This window comes from Rhizobium sp. CC-YZS058 (genome assembly GCF_034720595.1).
Classification (GTDB): domain Bacteria; phylum Pseudomonadota; class Alphaproteobacteria; order Rhizobiales; family Rhizobiaceae; genus Ferranicluibacter.
The window spans coordinates 248265-268401 of record NZ_JAYESJ010000001.1 but is presented as its reverse complement, the minus strand read 5'-3'; the positions used below and the strand labels follow the sequence as shown (position 1 = coordinate 268401).

Sequence of the window (20137 nt, the reverse complement as noted above, 5' to 3'; positions counted from 1 at the left end):
ATTAGTTTAAGTCGCAGTTAATCGATCGGCGCCTTGAACAGGGGAAACGACGGTCATCCGTACATTTCAGACAGAGCACTCAAAGAACCCGTTCAATTAGAATTTTATTAATGTGAGTCTTTTAAAACACAGCCATCGTTAACCGTTGGATCGGCCTTCCCCCTCCAACCAATCACGCGGGATACTGATGTTTCGTCGACACTTTCTCCTCGGCGCCGCCATGGCTCTGGCCACGCCCTACGTCTCGCGCGCTTCGGCCGCAGAACCGAACACGATCTTCTACAACGCCGTCGAAACTGTCGACGACACGTCCTTGGCGGCGAAGGCGCTGAAACTGGCTCTTTCCAAATGCGCGACGAAATATTCGCTCCAGCCCTCTCCCACCGGCTACCCCACCCAGTCGGGTGCGATGAATGCGCTGGGGAATGGTGGCCAACTGGACATTCTCTGGGTCGGCACGGAGAAGTCGCTCGCCAAGCAGGCACTGCCCGTTCTCTTTCCCATCGATGGCGGCCTGCTCGGCTATCGCCTGTTCCTGATCAACGCCGCGCGCCAGGACGAGTTCTCGCAGGTCAAGTCGCTCGATGATCTGCGCCGCTTCATCGCCATCCAGGGTCCCGGCTGGGGCGATATCGCCATTCTCAGGAACTCAGGCCTGACCGTTCGCACCGGTCTTTACAAGAACCTCTTCCGCATGACCGTGGGCGGACGGGCCGATTATTTCCCCCGCGCCGGCTTCGAGGCCTTGAACGAGCAGGCCCAGCATGTCGGCGAGGCGCCGGGGCTGGCGGTCGAAAGCTCGCTCATCCTCAAATATCCCTTCTGCCTGATGTTCTATGTGTCGAAATCGCGCCCGGAGCTGCAGCGCGACATCCTGGCCGGCCTGATCGCCGCCCATGAGGACGGCTCCTACCAGGCGATGTTCAAGGCCGATGCCAATATCGGCAAGGCGCTGACCGCGGGGCATCTCGACCAGCGCCGGCTGATCGAGATCCCCAATCCCAACATGCCGGACGACGTGGCCGCCATCGACCGTCGCTACTGGTTCTCCGTCTGATCCTGCCCGAAAGAAAGGGTTTTGCTCATGAAGAATAGCACGTCCATTCGCAATCAGATCCTGTTCCCCTCGATCGGCATGGTGGCGCTCGGCCTCGTCCTGGTCACCGGCTATGCCACCTGGTCCCGGTCGCAGATGCAGGATACGATGTTTGCCAAGAAGGTCGAACTGACCGCCCAGATGGCCGTCAGCGGCTCGGCCAACGCCATGTGGCAGTTCGACAAGGACATGGCGAAAGAGACCCTGGCACCCGCCACCTCCGATCCCGACTTCCGCGCCGGCGTGATCCTCGACGAAAAGGGGCAGCCGCTCTACGCGATCGGGGATACGTCGATCGTCGACCGTGTTTCCAAGGTCGAGACCGATACGATGCTCGATGCGCTCCTGGTCAAGCCGATCCCTCTCAAGCGGACGGAAGAAGGCAAGGAGATGGTGATCGGCCGCATGGTGGTGGCTTTCGACACCGCCGCCGCCGCAGCGAGCGCGCGCGATTCCGCGCTGACCATGATCGCCATCTCGCTCGCCATCCTGGGCGCCGTCGCCACCGCGCTCTTCCTCATGCTCAAGCAGCTGACCCGGCCGATCGTTGATCTGTCCGACGTCATGCACCAGATGAGCGGCGGACGGCTGGACATGGTCGTGCCTGGAACCAAACGGCGCGACGAACTGGGTGGCATGGCCAAGGCGCTCGAAGTCCTCAAGCTGGAATCGCTGAAGGCACGGGATCTGGAGCGCGAAACGGCCTCGCTGAAACAGTCGGAGGAGCAGAGCCGCGCCGCCGAGCAGGATCGCCTGCTGCGCAATGCCGAACAGCTGCGCGATGCCACGAGCGCGCTCGGGCGCGGCCTGAAGCACCTTGCCGCCGGCAATCTCGACTGCCGCATGGACCAGCCGCTGGCGCCGGAATACGAGCCGATCCGCATCGACTTCAACCACACGGTCAACCAGCTGAATGCAATGATGGCCGCCGTGGCAGCCTCGATCCGCAACATCGACAGCGGCACAGGCGAGATCGCGCAGGGCGCAAACGATCTGGCGCGCCGCACCGAGCAGCAGGCCGCGTCGCTGGAACAAACCGCTGCGGCGCTGGACGAAATCACGGTCACCGTGACCCAGGCCACCAAGCGCACCGAGGAGGCACGAAGCCTGACCGCTCGCGCGAACGGTGCAGCCGCCCAGTCGGCCGGCGTCGTCTCCGAGGCCGAGATCGCCATGCAGCGGATCGAGGAGAGCAGCCAGAAGATTTCCAACATCATCGGCGTGATCGACGAGATCGCCTTCCAGACCAATCTTCTGGCTCTCAATGCGGGTGTCGAGGCGGCGCGCGCGGGGGAAACCGGCAAGGGCTTTGCGGTCGTGGCCCAGGAAGTGCGCGAACTCGCCCAGCGCTCCGCCCAGGCGGCCAAGGAGATCAAGCAGCTGATCCAGGAATCCTCGGTCGGTGTCGAGGCGGGTGTGACGCTCGTGCGCAGCACCGGCGTCGCGCTGAAGGCGATTGGCGAGGATATCGCCCAGATCAACGGCCATATGGAGACCATCGCCAGCTCGGCCCGCGACCAATCGGTCGGCCTCGGCGAGATCAACTCGGCGATCAACCACATGGACCAGGCAACCCAGCAGAATGCGGCCATGGTGGAGGAATCTGCCGCCGCTTCCGCAACCCTGGCCGAGGAAGCCGCCAAGCTGCGCTCCCTGATCGCCGGCTTCAAGACCCAGGACGACGCGGCGCAGATTGCCGCCCGAAGCGGCTACAACCGCGCCGCCTGACGGCGCCATCCGCCCCGCCTGACCACCATCCGGCCCCGCATCCGGGGCCGGACTTCTCGTTTCCGCACGATCGACGGTCCGATCGCACCATCAGATCGGCCGGCGTCCATTCGTGCGCCTCACTCTTGCTAACCGGAATCATCGAGATCGCGGCCAAGCTGGCGCAGATAGCGGGCGATCGGTTCCAGCGCATGATCCCGCGGCCCGAAGGCGGCGAGGATGAGCGCCACATCGCCGGCCTGCGGCTCCTCCTGCGGCTCGCCGATCACATAACCGTCGCCCAGCGCCCACATGTTGCAGCCTGCGGCCAGAAGCGCATCGACCAGTTCAGTGATAGGCGTGGGTATGGGCTGCACGCGCCTCGCTCCGCTCCGGCAGCGTGTTCTTCACATCCACCACCCGCTCGATATTGAGAAGACACATGAGGCCGGTGTCGATGGTGATCATGCCTTCGGCAAAGCGGAGGTGCGGCGCGGTGGGGCCACTCGGCATGTCCTGCACCCGGTCCCGCCCGAGTGTGAGGATGTCCGACACCCGATCGACCACGAGGCCGACGACGCTCTCGCCAGCTTCGACGACGACGATCGCCGAACGCTCATGACCCTCCTGCCGGTCCATGCCCAGCCTGTCGGCCAGGTCGATGATCGGAATGACCGTGCCGCGCAGGCTGATGACGCCGATGACTGACGGCGGCGAATGCGGAACCGGCGTGCAGGGCGACCAGCCACGAATTTCCCGCACCAGCCGCGTCTCGACGCAATATTCCTGTTCGTTGACGCGAAATGCGATGATGTCCAAGGCATGGCTTCCATCGAAATGCGACTTGAAGGGGTTCATCAGAAGTCCTCCCACTGTTCGGCAACGGCGGCATTGCCGTTGAATTGACGGCGCACGCGCTGCTGCAGGCCGCGAGGGTCGGCGGCCGGTGCGGCGGCTCGCTTTCGTTCGGTGGGCGGTGCAAGGCCGTCGATGCGGAACTGCCCGATCAGGGCGAAAAGTGCCTGGGCTTCCTTGGCAAGACTGTGGCTTGCAGCATTGGATTCCTCGACCATCGCAGCATTTTGCTGGGTGCTTTGGTCGATGAGATTGACGGCGGTGTTGACCTCCCGCAGGCCGGCTGCCTGCTCCCGCGCGCTCTCCACGATGGCGCTGACATTGGTGTTGATGTCCTGCACCCGGACGACGATCTGATCGAGCACGCGCCCGGTCTCGCTGACGAGATGGACGCCGCGGCGAACCTCCTCTCCGGAGCTGTTGATCAGCGCCTTGATCTCGCGCGCGGCCGCAGCCGAGCGCTGAGCCAATTCGCGGACCTCCTGCGCCACCACGGCAAAGCCACGTCCGGCCTCCCCCGCCCGCGCCGCCTCGACGCCGGCATTGAGAGCAAGCAGGTTTGTCTGGAAGGCGATGTCGTCGATGACGCCGATGATATTCGATATCTCGCGCGAGGACCGCTCAATGGCCCCCATTGCCGCCACCGCTTCGCCGACCACCTGGCCCGAGCGCTCCGCATCCGCCTTGGTATCCGAGACGAGCCGTCCCGCTTCATGGGCACGCTTGCTGGCATCGTTCATGGTCTGGGTGATCTGTTCGAGAGCGGCGGCCGTTTCTTCGACCGAAGCGGCCTGCCGCTCGGTCCTCTTGGCAAGATCGTCCGCCGCGGCGCTGATCTGGTTGCCGCCACCGGTAATCGCCTGCGCATTGTCGCGCACGCTGACCATCGTGTCCTGCAGCCGCGTTGCTGTCTCGTTGAAGCCGATCCGAAGCGGTTCGATGGAGGGAATGAAAGTGGTCGCGATACGGGCGGCCAGGTTTCCCGCCGCCATGTCCTGCAGGCTGCGTCCGAGCTCGATGACATTCTCGACGCGGCCCGTCACATCCGTGGCGAATTTGACGATCTTCACCACCTTGCCATCCAGGCCGCGAACCGGATTGTAGGTTGCCTGGATATAGACCTTCTTGCCGAAGCGGCTCAGACGGGTGAACTCATTGGAAGCAAAGACGCCATTGCGCAGTCGCTCCCAGAAGTCCTGATAGTCGGGGCTGCGGACGTAATCCGGCTCGCAGAACATGGCGTGGTGCTTGCCGACGATCTCCTCCAGCGAATAGCCGAGCACATCCAGGAAGTTCTTGTTGGCGTTGAGAACGTGGCCTTCCGGCGTGAATTCGATGATCGCCTGCGACCGCGAGAGCGCATCCAGCTTGCCGGCGTCCTCAAGCGCCTTCTGGCGAATGGCCGTGATATCGGTCGCAAACTTCACGACCTTGTAGGGCTTCCCGCGCCGCAAGACTGGATTGTAGGACGCCTCGATCCAGATCTCGCGGTTGCCCTTGCCGAGCCGGCGCAACTGGCCCTGTTCGTAGCGCCCTTCTCGCAGGCGAGACCAGAAGGCCTCGTACTCCCGCGAGGCGGAATCCTCGGGATAGAGGAAAAGGCGATGATGCTGACCGATGATCTCGTGACGCGCATAGCCGAGCGCAGCACAGAAATTGTCGTTGGCATTGAGAACGGTGCCGGACAGATCGAATTCGATGATGGCCTGGGATTTGCCGACCGCGGAGAGAACGGCATCGGCATCGAATGATGGAAGAAGACGAAGGGTCATGATGGGGTCTTTCAAATCCGGCCTCAGCAGGGGCCGGCGCGAAAGCGCACAAACGCCCGCGACGGTTGATGATCGATGATGTCAGTGATGGATCGACGGCGCGCCGATCCGACAGATGGGGAGAGGCCCATTCGCCGGCTCTTCGCTCTTGGACAGCCCCGTTTTTTCGGCGTCTCTGTCTTTCGATGAGCTAATGGATAGTCCCTGCGCCTTTTCCGTTCGTTAGCGGAATCGATCGCTTTTGATTGAACGTCCTGCTGGGCCGCGTATCGGCGCGGTCGGTCGCGGGCATTAACGCCCCTGCAAGGTTTTCAACACCTCGAAGGGCGCAGAACGGCGGGCGAAGAGCAGGTCTGCAAGTTTAAGATTAGTAAATATGAATGTCATGGCGTGATGATATTTTTTTCGCTGCCGGCTGATCCGCCTTCCACCTTGCGGCGTAGGCGCGCCCTCGCGTGGTGGGTAAAGCGGCGGAAACAGTCAGCGACAGTTGGCGATCGACGAACAGACTATTTTGAAAAACGCAGGAGAACATGCATCTCCGCTGTTAAACTCATGCCGGTTTTGTTCATGATCTATGAAACAATGTTTCGTAAGCTGCGACTTGTCAGGCTGGGAACAGCCGTTCCGGCATGATGCCGGCCATGTACGGCCATTGCCCCCGGCGGCGGGCCGCTGGACAGACAGCTGGAACCCTTTCCCCATCGCCCGTGACCGCGCCTTTTTAGCCTTGGCGCGGGGAGGAACATGCCGTGATAGCCCAGTCCCTCAAAACCCTGTTTGCCTGCCTGCTCTTGGTGGCGGCCAGTGCCGCGCCGGCCCTGGCGCTCGACGCGCCGAAGGGGGAGCCGATCCTGACGATCATCGGTCCGCAGCTTGCGCATCCGAATGTCGGCCAAAGCGCACAGTTCGATCTTGAGATGCTCGACAAGCTGGCCGGCCGCCAGGGCACGATGGAGACCCCCTGGACCAAGGGTGAGGTGCAGTTTACCGGTCCCCTGCTCCGATCCGTTCTGGAGGCAGCAGGCGCCAAGGGCAGCACGCTGACCATCAAGGCGCTCAATGACTATGCCGCCAAGATCCCGATGGAGGATGCCACGACGCTCGACACCATCCTGGCGACCCGCATGGACGGCCAGCTGATGTCGGTGCGCGATAAGGGCCCCCTCTTCCTCATCTATCCCTTCGATCTCGACAGCGGCCTGTACAACGAGAAATACTTCGCGCGCTCGGTCTGGCAGATTAAGGAAATCGAGGTCGGCGAGTGAGCGAGACGCTGCATTCCGACAGCAGCGCCGCGATCCGGAAAGCCAGCCGGGCCACGGCCATGCTGCAGCTTTTCGCCGTGGTTCTGCTGCTGGGGCTGGTGGCCATCCTCATCGCCATCGCCAACCGGTACTCGACGCTGCAGGACGGCATTCGCGAGAACGCGCTCTGGTCGATCTACCAGCTCGACCGCGAGGCGCGGAAGCTGCATGAATTCGTGCATGACCTGAGCCGGGAAGCCGGGCAGACGCCTGAGGATCTCAAGCAGATTTCGACGCGCTACGATATTCTCTACTCGCGCATGACGATCCTGGAGCAAGGCACCTTCGATCGAACCTTCGGCGGCGACAAGGATGCCGGGACCGATATTGCGCGGATCCGAACCACGATTCTCAAGTTCGAGCCCGTCTTCGATACCCTGGCCAAGACCGGGTCGATCGAAAAGGCGGCTCTTCGGGCGATGGACAGCGCGCTCGAGCCGCTGATCGGCGACACGGAGCGGCTGCTGATCTACGCCAACAACGCCGTCAGCTCAGACCGGGCGGAGGCGCGCTCCGAGCTTCTCTCCCTGCAGGTGAAGTCGGGCGTGCTGGTGTCGCTGCTCGTGCTCTGCGTCGTCTTCCTGGTCTTCTCCCTGCGCCGCCAGCTCTTCTCGGTGCGCGCCGCCAGCCACGGGCTCGAAACCATGGCAGCCGATCTGCAGACCTCCTATCTCGCGGCCGAAGCCGGCAATCATGCGAAATCGCAGTTCATGGCCACCATGGGGCATGAGATCCGCACGCCGCTCAACGCCATTTTGGGCACGACCGAACTCCTGCAGCTTGCCAGCCCGCATCTGTCCATGGCGCAGGGCCTGGCCACCATTCGCCATTCCGGCGAGGCACTTCTGGAAATCATCAACGAAATCCTCGATTACGCCAAGCTCGACCATGGCAAACTGTCGATCGAGCTGCGGCCGACGCTGGTGCGCGAGACCGTTGCCTCCGTCGCCGACATGCTGAAGGCGCGCGCGGCCGACAAGGGCACGGGTCTTCAGGTGCGGCTGCCGGACTCGCTGCGCTGCCCGGTGATCGAAAGCGACCCGACGCGATTGCGCCAGGTCCTGCTCAACCTCGTCAGCAATGCCGTCAAGTTCACCAATGGCGGCATGGTGACCATCTCGGTTCTCGAACTGCAGCGCGGGCGCAGCCAGGTGCTGCGCTTCGAAGTGTCCGATACGGGAATCGGGATCGACGAGAACGGGTTGAAGCGTCTGTTCCAGCCCTTCTCGCAGGTCGATGCCTCGATCAGCCGCCGCTATGGCGGCACGGGTCTCGGTCTGGCGATCTCCAAGGAGATCGTCGAGCGCCTGGGCGGAACGATCGGCGTGCGCAGCCAGCGCGGCGCGGGCAGCACCTTCTGGTTCGAAATCCCGGCCAAACACGCGGCCCTCCCCGCCGAGGAGGATAGCGCATCGCCGTCCGCAGCGGCCATCGGGCCGCCGTTTACGGGCACCGGCGGGCTGGACGTTCTGGTGGTCGAGGACAACAAGGTCAACCAGGATGTCGCTGCCGGCTTCCTGCGCCATCTCGGCCATCGCGTCACGATCGCCCAGGATGGCCTGGAGGCTGTTGAGAAAGCGGGTGCCAAGGCCTTCGACCTCATTCTGATGGACATGCAGATGCCCAACATGGACGGGATCGAGGCAACGCGGCGCATCCGGGCGCTGGACGGGACCCATCGGCATGTCCCGATCATCGCCATGACGGCCAATGCCTCAGAGGACGACCGCCGCCGCTGCCAGGAGGCGGGAATGGACGGTTTCCAGTCGAAGCCCATCCTCCTCTCGACCCTTCGCGAGGTTCTTTCCCGTTACGCCGGCGCGGCGGCCCCTGCCGCATCGACCGTGGCCGCCACGGACCCGGCTCCTGAACCGCCTCCAGCCGAAGCGCCCACCCCCGAAGCGCCACTGAGCTCGGCCTTCGAGGCGCGGCGGACGGAGATCGTCGAGGCGCTGGGCGAAGAGGCCTTCGCCATGCTGCTCGCCAGCTTTTTCAACGATGCCGAAATCCTTCTGGCACAGCTTCGCGCATCGCGCGACCCGGGCGACGCCAAGCTGGTCGACCGGCTGCTGCACACCATGAAGGGGGCGGCCGCAAGCATCGGGCTCGATGATCTCGCCTCCACCTGCCAGGCCCTGCGCCAGACCGCGCTGGAGCTGGAGGATGTCCAGCGGCTCGACACACTCATCACCCTCCATCGCAACCGCTTGGCGGCCTGAAGGAAACGCAGCATGAAGATTCTGCTGATCGACGACAACCCGACCAACCTCACCTTTCTCACCCTGCTGGTCGAGAAGCTAGGCTGCACGGCGCTTGCCTTCCCCTCGCCCGAAGCCGTGCTGACGGAGATGCCGGCGCTGGACTACGATATTGCGGTGATCGATTACCAGATGCCGGTCTATAACGGCATCGAGCTCCTGATCGAGATTTCCCGCTTCGAAAAATATCGCGGCAAGCCGGCCGTTTTCGTGACGGCGGATACGGATACGGCCACGCGGATCGCCGCGCTTGATGCCGGCGCGATCGACTTCCTGACCAAGCCGATCAACCCGCTCGAATTCCAGGCGCGCATGCGCAATCTGACAGCGCTTGTCGCCGCGCAGAACAAGCTTGCCGACACGGCGTCTTGGCTGCGGGCGGCGGTGGACGAGGCCGTGGCGGAGCTGCGGGCCCGCGAAGAGGAGATCATCGAGCGGTTGACGCTCGCCGCCAGCTTCAAGGACGCCGAGACGGCGCGGCATACGATGCGCGTCGGCGCCTATTCGGAAGCGATCGCGCTTGCTTATGGGCTGCCTGCCGGACTTTGCTCGGACATCCGCCTCGCCTCGCCCATGCATGATATCGGCAAGGTCGCCATCTCCGATGCGGTTCTGCTGAAGAAGGGCGGATTGACGGAGCAGGAGTTTGCGGAGATGCAGCGCCACACGGTGGTCGGGCGCGATATCCTGCGGGAGTCGAAATCGAGCCTGTTGCAGCTGGCCGCGGAAATCGCCAGCAGCCATCATGAGCGCTGGGATGGCCAGGGCTATCCCTTCCGGCTGATCGGCGAGGCCATTCCGCTCTCCGGCCGGATCGTGGCGGTGGCCGACAATTTCGACGCGCTGACCATGGCGCGCCCCTACAAGGAGGCTTGGCCGGTCGAGCGGGCGGTCGATCACATCCTTGCCCGCGCCGGCACCCAGTTCGATCCGCGCTGCGTCGAAGCTTTCAAGACGGCCCTCCCCTCCATCCTCGCCATTCGCCTTGCCAATTACGACGCCCTGCCGCAGCGGGCCGAGATGGCTGCCAGCGCCTAGGCACGAAGACGAGCCGTCTCTTATCATTCAACCGCAGCGCAAGACCCCGCCTCCTCGCAGGCGGGGTCTTTTTTTGCGCACGAGCGATTCCCGCCGCCTTCGAGAAATCAGATGTTTCTAAAATTAACAACCATCGGCAACGATGGCTTGTAGTCGGTCGGCCACGAAAGTTTGCTGCGTCGGTTTGGGACATTTCGATCCGGTCGCGGCTCATCTTCCGGCAAGGGAGAGTCCTTGCTCGAATGACTCTCTCGGCCTGAAGAGACGGACAGATTGCACGCCTCAGGCAAACGACAAGTGGGGAAAATTCGATTTAGGTTAAATTAACCGATCAGGCAATTTCAGAAGAAAACTGCATCGAAGATACAACTAAGGGTAAAAAATAATGGATGATCCATGCTCCATACAACCCAAGGCAAGGCGTCTCCACTGACTGCATCGCAGGCAACTGATAAAATTTTATGCACAATAAAATCAAATAAAAATCGTTAAGACTCTCTTGATTGACAATAGAGTGCGCATGCCTTTCCCTAACGGAATATTAAATTGGGGTCATTCAAATGCGTTTACTATCTCTTACATTATGGATGGTTGCCACAGTCGCAATTTTTGCTCTCATCCTTCAGCCGGTCGGCGCCGATATTCAGCTGACCGTCTCGATCATCACCATCGCCTTCCTCTTCGTCATCACCCGCTTCCAGTCGAAGGGCGCGCTTCGTTATGTGGCGCTGGCAACGGCGAGCATCATCGTTCTGCGCTACGCTTACTGGAGAACGACGAGCACGCTGCCGCCGATCGACGATCCGATGTCCTTCATTCCGGGCATCCTGCTCTACACGGCGGAGATGTTCTGCATCTTCATGTTCTTCGTCAGCGTCTTCGTGGTGGTTGACCCGATCGAACGCAAGGCCCCGGCAAAGCAGTCCGATGAAGACCTGCCGACGGTCGACGTGTTCGTTCCGTCCTACAACGAGAGCGCCGAGATCCTGTCGCTGACGCTCGCCGCAGCCGCCCGGATGGACTATCCGGCCGACAAGCTGAACGTTTTCCTGCTGGATGACGGCGCCACGGAGCAGAAGCGCAACAGCGCCGATCCGGAAGCCGCGGCAGCCGCCGTCAAGCGCGGTGAAGAGCTGCGCGCGCTGTGCAACGACCTCGGCGTCTATTACCGCACCCGTGCCGAAAACGTGCACGCCAAGGCAGGCAACCTCAATGCCGGCATGGAGCGCAGTGGCGGCCAGCTGATCGCCGTCTTCGACGCCGACCACGCCCCCGAGCGCAACTTCCTGCGCGAAACCGTCGGCTATTTCGGCGAGGATCCGGACCTCTTCCTGGTCCAGACGCCGCACTTCTTCGCCAATCCGGACCCGGTCGAGCGCAACCTCGGCACCTACAAGCACATGCCGGCCGAAAACGAGATGTTCTACTCGCTGATCCAGAAGGGTCTCGACCGCTGGAACGCCTCCTTCTTCTGCGGCTCGGCGGCCGTTCTGCGCCGCGAAGCTCTGGACGAGGTCGGCGGCTTCTCCGGCATCACCATCACCGAAGACTGCGAAACCGCGCTCGAGCTGCATTCCCGCGGCTGGAACAGCGTCTATGTCGACAAGCCGCTGATCACCGGCCTGCAGCCGGAGACCTTCTCCTCCTTCATCGGGCAGCGCTCGCGCTGGTGCCGCGGCATGATCCAGATCCTCCTGCTGAAGAACCCGCTCTTCAAGCAGGGCCTGACCTTCGCCCAGCGCATCAGCTACCTGTCCTCCTGCTTCTTCTGGATGTTCCCCTTCGTCCGCGCCGCCTTCCTGGTCGCGCCGGTCCTGTTCATCCTGTTCAACCTGAAGATCTTCAACGCGTCTGCCGAGGACTTCTTCGCCTACACGGTCACCTACCTCACCGCGTCCGAAATCCTGCGCAACTATCTCTATGGCAAGCTGCGCTGGCCCTGGATCTCCGAGCTCTACGAATATGTCCAGTCGGTCTTCCTGGTCCGGGCGATCGTCAGCGTCCTCCTCAACCCGCGCAAGCCGACCTTCAACGTCACCGACAAGGGCATCTCGCTGCAGCAGCGCCAGCTGTCCAACCTCGCCTGGCCCTTCTTCCTGATCTTCGTCGGCCTCGGCATGGTGCTCGCCTACGCCGTCTACCGCTACCAGACCGAACCGGCTCTGGGTGAGCTCATCATCATCACCGGCGCCTGGAACCTGCTGAACCTGATCATTGCCGGCGCAGCGCTCGGCATCGTCACCGAGCAGCCGAGCGACATCGACGGGATCAGCCTGCCGGTTGCCCGCAAGGCGGAACTCGAGATCGGGACCCAGATCATGCCGGTGACGGTTCGCCAGATCTCCTCGCAGAAGGCAGTTCTGGAACTGTCGAAGGGCATTCCGCCGCGCACCGGCGAATATGGGCGGCTGATCGTCACCGAGGGTGCCAACAATGCCCTGATCACCACCATCCCGCTCTTCATCGGCAAGCCGCTGGCCGACAACAACCGCAGCATCGCCGTCGAGATCGATGCCGAACCGCAGCATTACGATGCGATCGCCAATCTGATGCTGCGCGACCTTGACCTGCCCCGCTCGCTGCGTGCTGCTCGCCAGCAGCGGCGGTCCTATCCGGTCGCACTCCTGACCCTGGTCCGCTGGGCCGTGGTCTGCCCCTTCCTGGCCATCACGGCAGGGCTGTCTTCCAAGCCGACCTCGGAGCGCTCCACGCGCCGCCGTCGTCCGGTGGAAACGCCTTCGTCCGTCGCCAAGGCCGCCTGACGGCCAGCAGAGGAAACCGACCATGTTCAAGACACGCACACTCTCTCTGGCTCTCCTGTCCTCGATCGCGCTGGGCAGCCTTGCCGCCCCCGCCTTCGCCGATACGGCCGTGCCGTTCAAGTTCAACACCCCGGCGGCGGCTCCGGCCGCTGCGGGCAACGGTGCTGCGGCTCCGGCTGCCCCGGATCTCGGTCAGGATGGCGGCACGTTCCGCAAGATGGCCGCCAGCCAGTACGACCTCTTCTTCGGCGGCGAAACCGCCAGCCGCCAGCTGTCCTTCTTCGCGCTTCCCGACGAAGCCTCGACGACGGCGAAGCTGGTGCTGACCCTGCAGACCGCGATCTCCGCCGCTCCGGAACGCTCGGCCCTCGTCGTGCGCATCAACGGCAAGGACATCGGCACGGCTGGTCTCGTTGCCGGCGATCCGCGCCGGGTGGAGTTTGCCGTACCGGCCGGCGTCATCCAGCCGGGCTACAACGCGATCTCGCTCGAAGCCGATCACCGCCACCGCGTCGATTGCAGCATCGATGCCACCTACGAGCTGTGGACGAAGATCGATCCTGCGACGAGCGGCTTCGTCTTTGCCGGCCACAAGACCGGCAGCCTGTCGATGGTCGACCTGATGCCGATGTCCGGCACGGTCGAGGGGCGGACCGATCTGCGGGTGATCCTGCCCGCCGGCGCCCAGATGAACGCCTATGACCGGGCGCTGACAGTCATCCAGGCTCTCACCATCGCCGGCAACTTCAGCCACCCGAAGGTTCAGTTCGCCACGACGCCCGGCACGGGCCCCGGCATCGACATCTATATCGGCACGGTGGATGCGCTGGGTTCCGCTCCGGGCCTCAGCGAAGCCGCCAGCATGCGCGGTGGCGTGGTCGCTGCCGGCGCCACAGACGATCGCCGCAGCCTGGTCATCGCCGGCCAGAGCGAAGGCGACCTCGATGCCAAGGCTGCCGAATTCGTCCGCCAGGCGCTCAACGAACAGCCGGTCGGCACGCCGGAGGGTCTGGCTGCCCTGCAGAACATCAAGGGCCGCCTGCTCGCCCCCGGCGAAACGGTCTCTCTCTCCGACCTCGGCTACATGGCCAAGCCCTTCAACGGTCGTTACGCCAATTCGACCGTTACCTTCACCATGCCGTCCGACTTCTACCCGGGCGCCTATTCCAATATGAACTTCCACCTCAACGCGCTCTATGCCGGCGGCCTGTCGCCCAATGCCGAGCTGGTCGTGAAGGCAAACGACAAGGTGGTCGCCAACATTCCGCTGAGCTCGGCCCGCGGCGGCGCGATCCGCGACCAGCGCCTGCCGATCCCCTTTGCCGCGCTGCGCCCCGGCCAGAACACGCTGCGCATCGAGGCGCGCCTGCCCTCGGAGGCGGACAATGCCTGCCAGTCCGTCGATGCGGCGACCGCCAATGTCCGCCTGTCGATCGATGGCGGATCTTATTTCGACATTCCGAACTACGCACGCGTCGGCCGCTATCCCGACATCGCCGGCCTCTCCTCCGGCCTGCGCTCCGGGATCGACGCGGGCGACGACGCGCCGACCTACCTTCTGGCGCCGAACTACGAGGCCAAGAGCGTCGACGCCGCCGCCACCATGGTCGCCAAGATGGCCTTCTCCTCCGGCCAGGTGAAGACCATGCACTACACCTCCATCCTGCCGACCATGAGCACGAACCTGATCGCTTTCGGTGGCTATGACACGCTGCCCTCGGAACTGGTCAGCCGCATGAACCTCAACCTGGTCAACCTGCGCAACATGGCCGGTGCCAAGGCCTCGCCTTTCGAAGTGGCCGCAATGGAGAATTTCGGCCCGCATGCCGATGCCCAGCGCCAGGTCGTCGCCGGCCTGCTGGACCAGGCGGCGGATCTTTCCGCTCCGACGGACGGCGTTGCCGAAACCGCCATTCACCTCCTGCAGGTCACCCGCCAGAAGGTGGTCGGTGAACTGTCGAAGTTCGACATCGGCCCCTTCCGTTCGCTGCTGGGTGTCGATGGTGCCCGCCCGAGCTATGCCCCCACGGCCGAAACCGCCTTCCTCATTGCCCAGAACACGGCGCGCGACGGCGGGTTGTGGACGGTGGTTGCTTCCAAAAGCGCCAATGAGATTGCAGCCGGCACCGATGTGCTGACCGACGTCAATGTCTGGAACAAGCTTGGCGGCGCAGTCCAGGCCTTCTCCCAGACCGGGAGCGTGCTCGACCGGCAGGAAGCGAAGAACCAGACGCTGTTCCAGACCCAGCCGATGAGCCTCTCCAACCTGCGGCTGGTGCTGGCGAGCTGGCTGGCCAACAACGCCTCGATCTACATCGTCGCGCTTCTTGCCTCGGCGATCCTGCTTGGCATCGGCACCTACATGGCGCTTCTCACCGGGCGGGAAAAGAATGTCTAAGGCAGCATTCGGCCTGGCGGCCGGCGTGGCAATGCTGCTCTCTATCGCAGCGCCTGCCTTCGCCACCGGGCCGGTCACGAAAGGGGATGCCGCGATGACCACCATCCTCCCCGGCGATTACCTGGCCGGTGCCTGGTGGCTCTACAAGTCGGTCTTTGTGGACGAAGGCCGGGTCGTCGATCAGGCGAATGGCGGCATCTCCCACAGCGAAGGCCAGGGCTACGGCATGCTGATGGCGGTCGCCGCCAACGACCAGGCAGGCTTCGAGGCGCTCTGGTCGTGGACACAGAAGGAACTGCGCGTCCGCGGCGATGCGCTGTCCGCCTGGAAATGGGATCCGAAGGCAACGCCGCATGTCGCAGATTCCAACAATGCCACGGATGGCGACCTGCTGGTCGCCTGGGCTCTGGCCCGGGCGGCCAGGATCTGGAACGCACCGGACTATGCCGAAGCTGCCCGGATGATCCTCAAGGATCTGGAAAGCAAGGCGATCATCGAAAGCCAGGACTTCGGCACGATTCTGCTGCCGGCCGCCCATGGGTTTTCGGCGGAGGCCAATCCGGACGGTCCGATCGTCAACCTGTCCTACTGGGTGTTTCCCGCGCTCGACGAGCTCGGCCAGCTGGACGAGAGCTTCCCGGCCAAGGCGCTTCTCGCCTCCGGCCAGCGCCTCCTGGAAAAGGGGCGGTTCGGGAGCAGCAGCCTGCCGGCCGACTGGCTGTCGCTGAAAAGCGGCGACCCGACCCCGGCCAACGGCTTTGCGAGCGTCTTCGGCTACGAAGCGGTTCGCGTACCGCTCTACGCCGCCTGGCTCGGCGGCCCTTCCGTCGCGCTCTTGGCTGGCCTGGAGCGGCGGTGGTCGGAAGACCCGGCAGGCCCGCATGTCATGGAGCTTTCCACCGCGGCCCCGCTCGCCGCCATGCCCCAGCCCGGCTATCGCGCCGTCAGCGGGCTTCTGTCCTGCAGCCTGGGACGCAGCCCCGCGCCCCGCGCGATCCCTGAATTTGAACTGACCGATTATTATTCAACGACGCTTCATTTTTTGAGTGTTATCGCCCTTTCAGAGAGGTTTCCGCAATGTCTTCCCGATCAAAACTGAAGCTGTCTCTCTTCGCAGCCACCGCGCTCTTCCTATTCGATCCGGACCTTCTCCCCGCTCTTCACCAGGGATCGACGCTGCGCGCTCAGGATATTACGCAGCTGAACGCCAACAGCCTCAACATGGCCGATCTGCTTGGCGAAAAGGCCGTGCCCGGCCAGAAGGTCGAGGGCGTGAATGCCGCCTTCGCGCTGCCGGGCCAGTCCTCCGCCGCTGTTTCGGCGCCGCTCGCCCAGCCGATCACGCCGGTCGCTCCCGGGCAGAACCCCTTCCTTCGCCCCCAGCAGGCAGCCGCCGCCGCGGCCCCCGCAGCCCCTGTTCCGGTCGCTCTCGCACCGGCACCGGTTGCCACCGCCGCACCGCAGCCGGATGCAGCGGCAACGGGCTCCATCAATCCGTTTGAAACCAAGCCCGCGACAGAGGCGAACGCAGCCCCCGCCGTCGACGTTACGGCGCTGCGCTATTATGTCTCGACCCGCGACCTGAAGCGCGTCGGTGCGGAAATGCGCCGCCTGCAGAACCTCTATCCGGACTGGCAGCCCCCGCGTGATCTGTTCACGCAAGGTCCGGCGGTCGACGAACAGCCCTTCTGGGATATCTACGCGACCGGCAACTACGCGCTGGTTCGCGCAGAGATCGCCAAGGCACAGAGCGTGAACCCGAACTGGGAACCCTCTGAAGACCTGATGACCAAGCTCAAGCTCGGCGAAACCCGCAAGCTGATCGACAGCGCCTATCAGCAGGGCCGCTGGAACGACGTGATCTCGACCGCAAAGGCCATGCCGCAAATCATGGTCTGCGGCGAGATGCAGGTTCAGTGGAGCGTCGCCGAAGCCTTTGCCAAGACGGAGAACATGGCAGACGCCTTCGACGTCTATCACTATATCCTGAGCAATTGCGATGACCCGGCTCTGCGCCTCGCCACGGTGCAGAAGGCCGCCCTTCTCATGCCGCAGGCCGGCACCACCTCGCTTCTCGCGCTCGGCCGCACCCTGGCCGACGGCAGCAACGAGTTCGAGGATATCGGCTATGACGGCCTGCGCCGGCAGATCGGTGCTTTCATCGAGAATGGCGACTTCACCAAGACCCCGGACGCCGACGAGATTGCACGCTTTGTTAACTTCATCGAGCGGAAATCCTCCGCTGCCGATGCAAATCTGATCGGCTGGTATTTCTATGCCCAGAAAGAATGGGAAAATGCCGGCGCCTGGTTCCTGCAGGCTTCCAAGTACAAGCGGGATCCAAAGAGCATCGAAGGGCTGATCCTGTCGCTGCGGCAGATGGAGAAGGACGAGGACGCGTTGAAGCTCGCACGGCGCTATGCCAAGACAGCTCCCGAAGTGGGCCGCCAGTACATCGAGATCGTTGCCGGGGCTCTGACCGAGAAGGGCTCGAAGCTGGAGCTCGCCAAGGAAGACGATGCCATGTTCGAAGAGCTCGTGACCGACCAGAAGTCCGCGCTCGGCGCCCAGGCGCTCGGCTGGAAGTATCTGGCCGCAAACGACAAGGCGACGGCAAGGACCTGGTTCGACGAGTCCGTTTCCTGGGAGCCGACCGAGGGTGGGGTCGTGGGCCTTGCCGTTCTGGCGGCACGCGCCAAGAATTACCGCTCGCTCAGCGCCCTGAAGGCGGAATATGGCGACGATTACGCATCGCTGGATGCCTTCAAGATCTACAAGCAGGGCAGCAAGCGCCGCGCGCCGACGCAGGCCCGCCGGGTCGAGGTTGAAGCAAAGACCAAGTCCAAGCCGAAGACCCTGCTCGACTACCTGCGCGCGTCCGACAGCTGATCGTTCCGTCTCTTAAACGAAACACGTGATTTCGACCGGCACTTCGGTGCCGGTCAGGCCCCTCTTCTCGTCGATCAGCCAGAGGCCTGATCCCCTTACGGACCTGCTCCCATGAAGAAAAAGCTCATTTCCACTTCGACCACCGGGCCCTATGCGTTCCAGGATCCGGACACGATGCTGATCCTTGTCAAGGACGTGCTGCTCTATTCGGACCGGGAAGGCATCGTGGCGAGCGGCAATGCCCCCGATCGCATGATCGTGATCAACGGGGAGCTGACGGCCGGCGGCACGGGCATCGTGTTCGGCAGCGGTGCGGCCGGCGATATCCATGGTTCGGTGGTCGTTTCCGGCACCGGGGCGATCAATGCGCAGCGGGCCGGGATCACCGCGATCGCGGACGGCATGGAGATCATCAACCGCGGCGGAATTTCCGCCAAGCTCACCGGCGTCATCGTTACCGGCGCCGGCGCCCAGATCACCAACGAGGGAAGCATCACCTCCGGCGCCAGCAACGCGATCGACATCCATGGCGCAAAGAGCATGATCGTCAACAACGGCGCGATCGACGGCACGAAGGACACGATCCTCGTGGCCGGCGACCGGGCCAATGTGACGAACAATGGACGGATCGGCTCCACGACCGCCGATGCCATCCACCTCACAGGTGCCAAGGGCCTTGTCACCAACAATGGCACGATCGGCAACAAGGGGGACGGGATCTTCGTCAGCGGCACGGCCGACACGATCACCAACAACGGCAAGATCGGCAGCGGCGGCAGCGCCATCATCGCCCGCGGAAAAGACCAGATCGTCACCAATTCAGGCGCCTTGAATGCCGGCAAGGACGGGATCGCGCTGGTCGGCGACGAGGGCATCGTGACCAACCGCAAAAGCATCGAAGTGGGTGGTGTTGCGCTGCGGATCGCCGCCGACGATGCCATCGTCAACAATACCGGCTCGGCAAAGGGAGCCATTGGCCTCCTCGTCACCGGCGCCCATGTGGACGCCGCCAATCGCGGGACGATCTTCGGCTGGAAGGGCGCGGCGGTCGATCTGTCCAAGGCCTCCGGCGGCACGTTCGACAATGCCGGCACGCTGATCTCCGCGTCCGGCGCGACCCTGGTGGGCGGACAGGGGAAGCAGACAATCGTCAACAGCGGCACCATCAAGGGCGATGTCGACCTTTATGGCAGCAACGACTATTTCGATAACCGGGGCGGCGTGGTCATGGGCCACATCGCCGGCGGCAAGGGCAACGACACCTATGTGATCGATGATGCCAAGACCCTGCTGCTCGAAGCCGCGAATGGCGGCCACGACACGGTTCAGAGCACGAAGAGCTATACGCTCGGCGCCAATTTCGAGGTGCTGACCTTGATCGGCCATGGCACGATCAACGGCGCGGGCAATGCTGCCAATAACGGTCTGAACGGCAACGATGCCGCCAATATGCTGAACGGCATGGGCGGCAAGGACACACTGTGGGGCGGTCTCGGGGCCGATATCCTGACCGGCGGCACCGGTGCGGACCAGTTCGTGTTCAAAGCCGTCGAGGAATCGACCCTGCGGCACCCGGACGTGATCACCGATTTCAGCCGCAAGGAGGGCGACAGGATCAACCTTTCCGCGATCGACGCCAATACGCTGCGGCCGGGAGACCAGACCTTCCATTTCATCGGCGAGAAAGAATTCCACAAGAAAGCAGGTGAATTGCATGTCGATTACGCAAAGGGCGCGACGGTTCTCTCCGGCGATGTGAATGGTGATGGTAAGGCCGACTTTGCAATCAAGCTGCAGGGGCATCTGACCTTCGACAATGGCAGCTTTATTCTTTAGGAAAATCTAACTTTCATTAGATTAACCTTGAGCTTCAACAGGCGGCGTAACAACATTACGCCTCCTGCTTTGGCGAACGATCCTTGCGTGGACCCCAAGCGCAAGGAAGCGTTCGCCTTTTTTTCGCCAACTCCACTTTTGACGGTCTGCGACCGTAGGTTATCCACGTAAGCTTTTAGGCACGCATTTTCCAATTGATGAAGTGGTCGCGATTGAGGC

13 protein-coding genes are annotated in these 20137 nt (G+C 63.2%); 10 read left to right on the top strand and 3 right to left on the bottom strand.

The genetic code is table 11. From position 1 onward, the window contains the following. Nucleotides 1-187 precede the first annotated feature (187 nt). A complete protein-coding gene (locus U8330_RS01280; protein ID WP_323103334.1) occupies nucleotides 188-1057 on the top strand; it encodes a hypothetical protein in 870 nt (289 codons plus the stop codon). A 27-nt stretch (nucleotides 1058-1084) separates the two neighbouring features. Next, the gene (locus U8330_RS01275; RefSeq protein WP_323103333.1) at nucleotides 1085-2824 is read left to right on the top strand and encodes a methyl-accepting chemotaxis protein; all 1740 of its coding nucleotides are present in this window, start codon (nucleotides 1085-1087) and stop codon (nucleotides 2822-2824) included. Between the two features lie 128 nt (nucleotides 2825-2952). Here the strand turns inward: U8330_RS01275 and U8330_RS01270 are convergent, their stop codons facing one another. From U8330_RS01270 to U8330_RS01260, 3 genes are read right to left on the bottom strand one after another with little or no spacing between them, the layout of a single operon-like run. Then, nucleotides 2953-3180 (bottom strand): hypothetical protein, encoded by a 228-nt coding sequence (locus U8330_RS01270; RefSeq protein ID WP_323103332.1) that lies wholly within the window; start codon nucleotides 3178-3180, stop codon nucleotides 2953-2955. Further along, nucleotides 3152-3661: a chemotaxis protein CheW gene (locus U8330_RS01265; protein WP_323103330.1), complete on the bottom strand. Its 510-nt coding sequence runs from the start codon at nucleotides 3659-3661 to the stop codon at nucleotides 3152-3154. Before U8330_RS01265 ends, U8330_RS01270 begins: the two co-directional genes overlap by 29 nt. Further along, on the bottom strand, nucleotides 3661-5430 hold the full coding sequence (locus U8330_RS01260) for a PAS domain-containing methyl-accepting chemotaxis protein (protein WP_323103329.1): 1770 nt from the start codon (nucleotides 5428-5430) through the stop codon (nucleotides 3661-3663). The genes U8330_RS01265 and U8330_RS01260 overlap by 1 nt, the downstream gene beginning before the upstream one ends. Nucleotides 5431-6182: 752 nt before the next feature. On the opposite strand from U8330_RS01260, the gene U8330_RS01255 reads away from it, so the two are divergent. The 8 genes from U8330_RS01255 (at nucleotide 6183) to U8330_RS01220 (ending at nucleotide 19918) form a co-directional block, all read left to right on the top strand. Then, nucleotides 6183-6698: a molybdopterin-dependent oxidoreductase gene (locus tag U8330_RS01255; RefSeq protein WP_323103327.1), complete on the top strand. Its 516-nt coding sequence runs from the start codon at nucleotides 6183-6185 to the stop codon at nucleotides 6696-6698. Next, nucleotides 6695-8956 carry an ATP-binding protein gene (locus U8330_RS01250; RefSeq protein WP_323103325.1) on the top strand — a complete coding sequence of 754 codons (2262 nt, stop codon included), beginning with the start codon at nucleotides 6695-6697 and terminating at the stop codon, nucleotides 8954-8956. Before U8330_RS01255 ends, U8330_RS01250 begins: the two co-directional genes overlap by 4 nt. Before the next feature lie 12 nt (nucleotides 8957-8968). Continuing rightward, complete coding sequence (locus tag U8330_RS01245; protein ID WP_323103323.1) at nucleotides 8969-10033, top strand: HD domain-containing phosphohydrolase; 1065 nt, start codon at nucleotides 8969-8971, stop codon at nucleotides 10031-10033. Between the two features lie 560 nt (nucleotides 10034-10593). After that, a complete protein-coding gene (gene bcsA / locus U8330_RS01240) occupies nucleotides 10594-12795 on the top strand; it encodes a UDP-forming cellulose synthase catalytic subunit (protein ID WP_323103322.1) in 2202 nt (733 codons plus the stop codon). 22 nt (nucleotides 12796-12817) lie between these two features. Then, on the top strand, nucleotides 12818-15193 hold the full coding sequence (locus U8330_RS01235) for a cellulose biosynthesis cyclic di-GMP-binding regulatory protein BcsB (protein ID WP_323103320.1): 2376 nt from the start codon (nucleotides 12818-12820) through the stop codon (nucleotides 15191-15193). Continuing rightward, on the top strand, nucleotides 15186-16292 hold the full coding sequence (locus U8330_RS01230) for a glycosyl hydrolase family 8 (protein ID WP_323103319.1): 1107 nt from the start codon (nucleotides 15186-15188) through the stop codon (nucleotides 16290-16292). Before U8330_RS01235 ends, U8330_RS01230 begins: the two co-directional genes overlap by 8 nt. Then, nucleotides 16271-18082, top strand: a complete 1812-nt coding sequence (locus U8330_RS01225) for a hypothetical protein (protein ID WP_323103318.1) — start codon at nucleotides 16271-16273, stop codon at nucleotides 18080-18082. The genes U8330_RS01230 and U8330_RS01225 overlap by 22 nt, the downstream gene beginning before the upstream one ends. A gap of 111 nt (nucleotides 18083-18193) precedes the next feature. Beyond that, the gene (locus U8330_RS01220; protein WP_323103317.1) at nucleotides 18194-19918 is read left to right on the top strand and encodes a calcium-binding protein; all 1725 of its coding nucleotides are present in this window, start codon (nucleotides 18194-18196) and stop codon (nucleotides 19916-19918) included. Nucleotides 19919-20137 lie beyond the last annotated feature (219 nt).

Excerpts from the sequence above, each read along its gene's own strand:
- U8330_RS01280 (WP_323103334.1), top strand. The coding sequence starts at position 188 with ATGTTTCGTCGACACTTTCTCCTCGGCGCCGCCATGGCTCTGGCCACG.
- U8330_RS01275 (WP_323103333.1), top strand. The coding sequence starts at position 1,085 with ATGAAGAATAGCACGTCCATTCGCAATCAGATCCTGTTCCCCTCGATC.
- U8330_RS01265 (WP_323103330.1), bottom strand. The coding sequence starts at position 3,661 with ATGAACCCCTTCAAGTCGCATTTCGATGGAAGCCATGCCTTGGACATC.
- U8330_RS01260 (WP_323103329.1), bottom strand. The coding sequence starts at position 5,430 with ATGACCCTTCGTCTTCTTCCATCATTCGATGCCGATGCCGTTCTCTCC.
- U8330_RS01245 (WP_323103323.1), top strand. The coding sequence starts at position 8,969 with ATGAAGATTCTGCTGATCGACGACAACCCGACCAACCTCACCTTTCTC.
- bcsA (WP_323103322.1), top strand. The coding sequence starts at position 10,594 with ATGCGTTTACTATCTCTTACATTATGGATGGTTGCCACAGTCGCAATT.
- U8330_RS01235 (WP_323103320.1), top strand. The coding sequence starts at position 12,818 with ATGTTCAAGACACGCACACTCTCTCTGGCTCTCCTGTCCTCGATCGCG.
- U8330_RS01230 (WP_323103319.1), top strand. The coding sequence starts at position 15,186 with ATGTCTAAGGCAGCATTCGGCCTGGCGGCCGGCGTGGCAATGCTGCTC.
- U8330_RS01225 (WP_323103318.1), top strand. The coding sequence starts at position 16,271 with ATGTCTTCCCGATCAAAACTGAAGCTGTCTCTCTTCGCAGCCACCGCG.
- U8330_RS01220 (WP_323103317.1), top strand. The coding sequence starts at position 18,194 with ATGAAGAAAAAGCTCATTTCCACTTCGACCACCGGGCCCTATGCGTTC.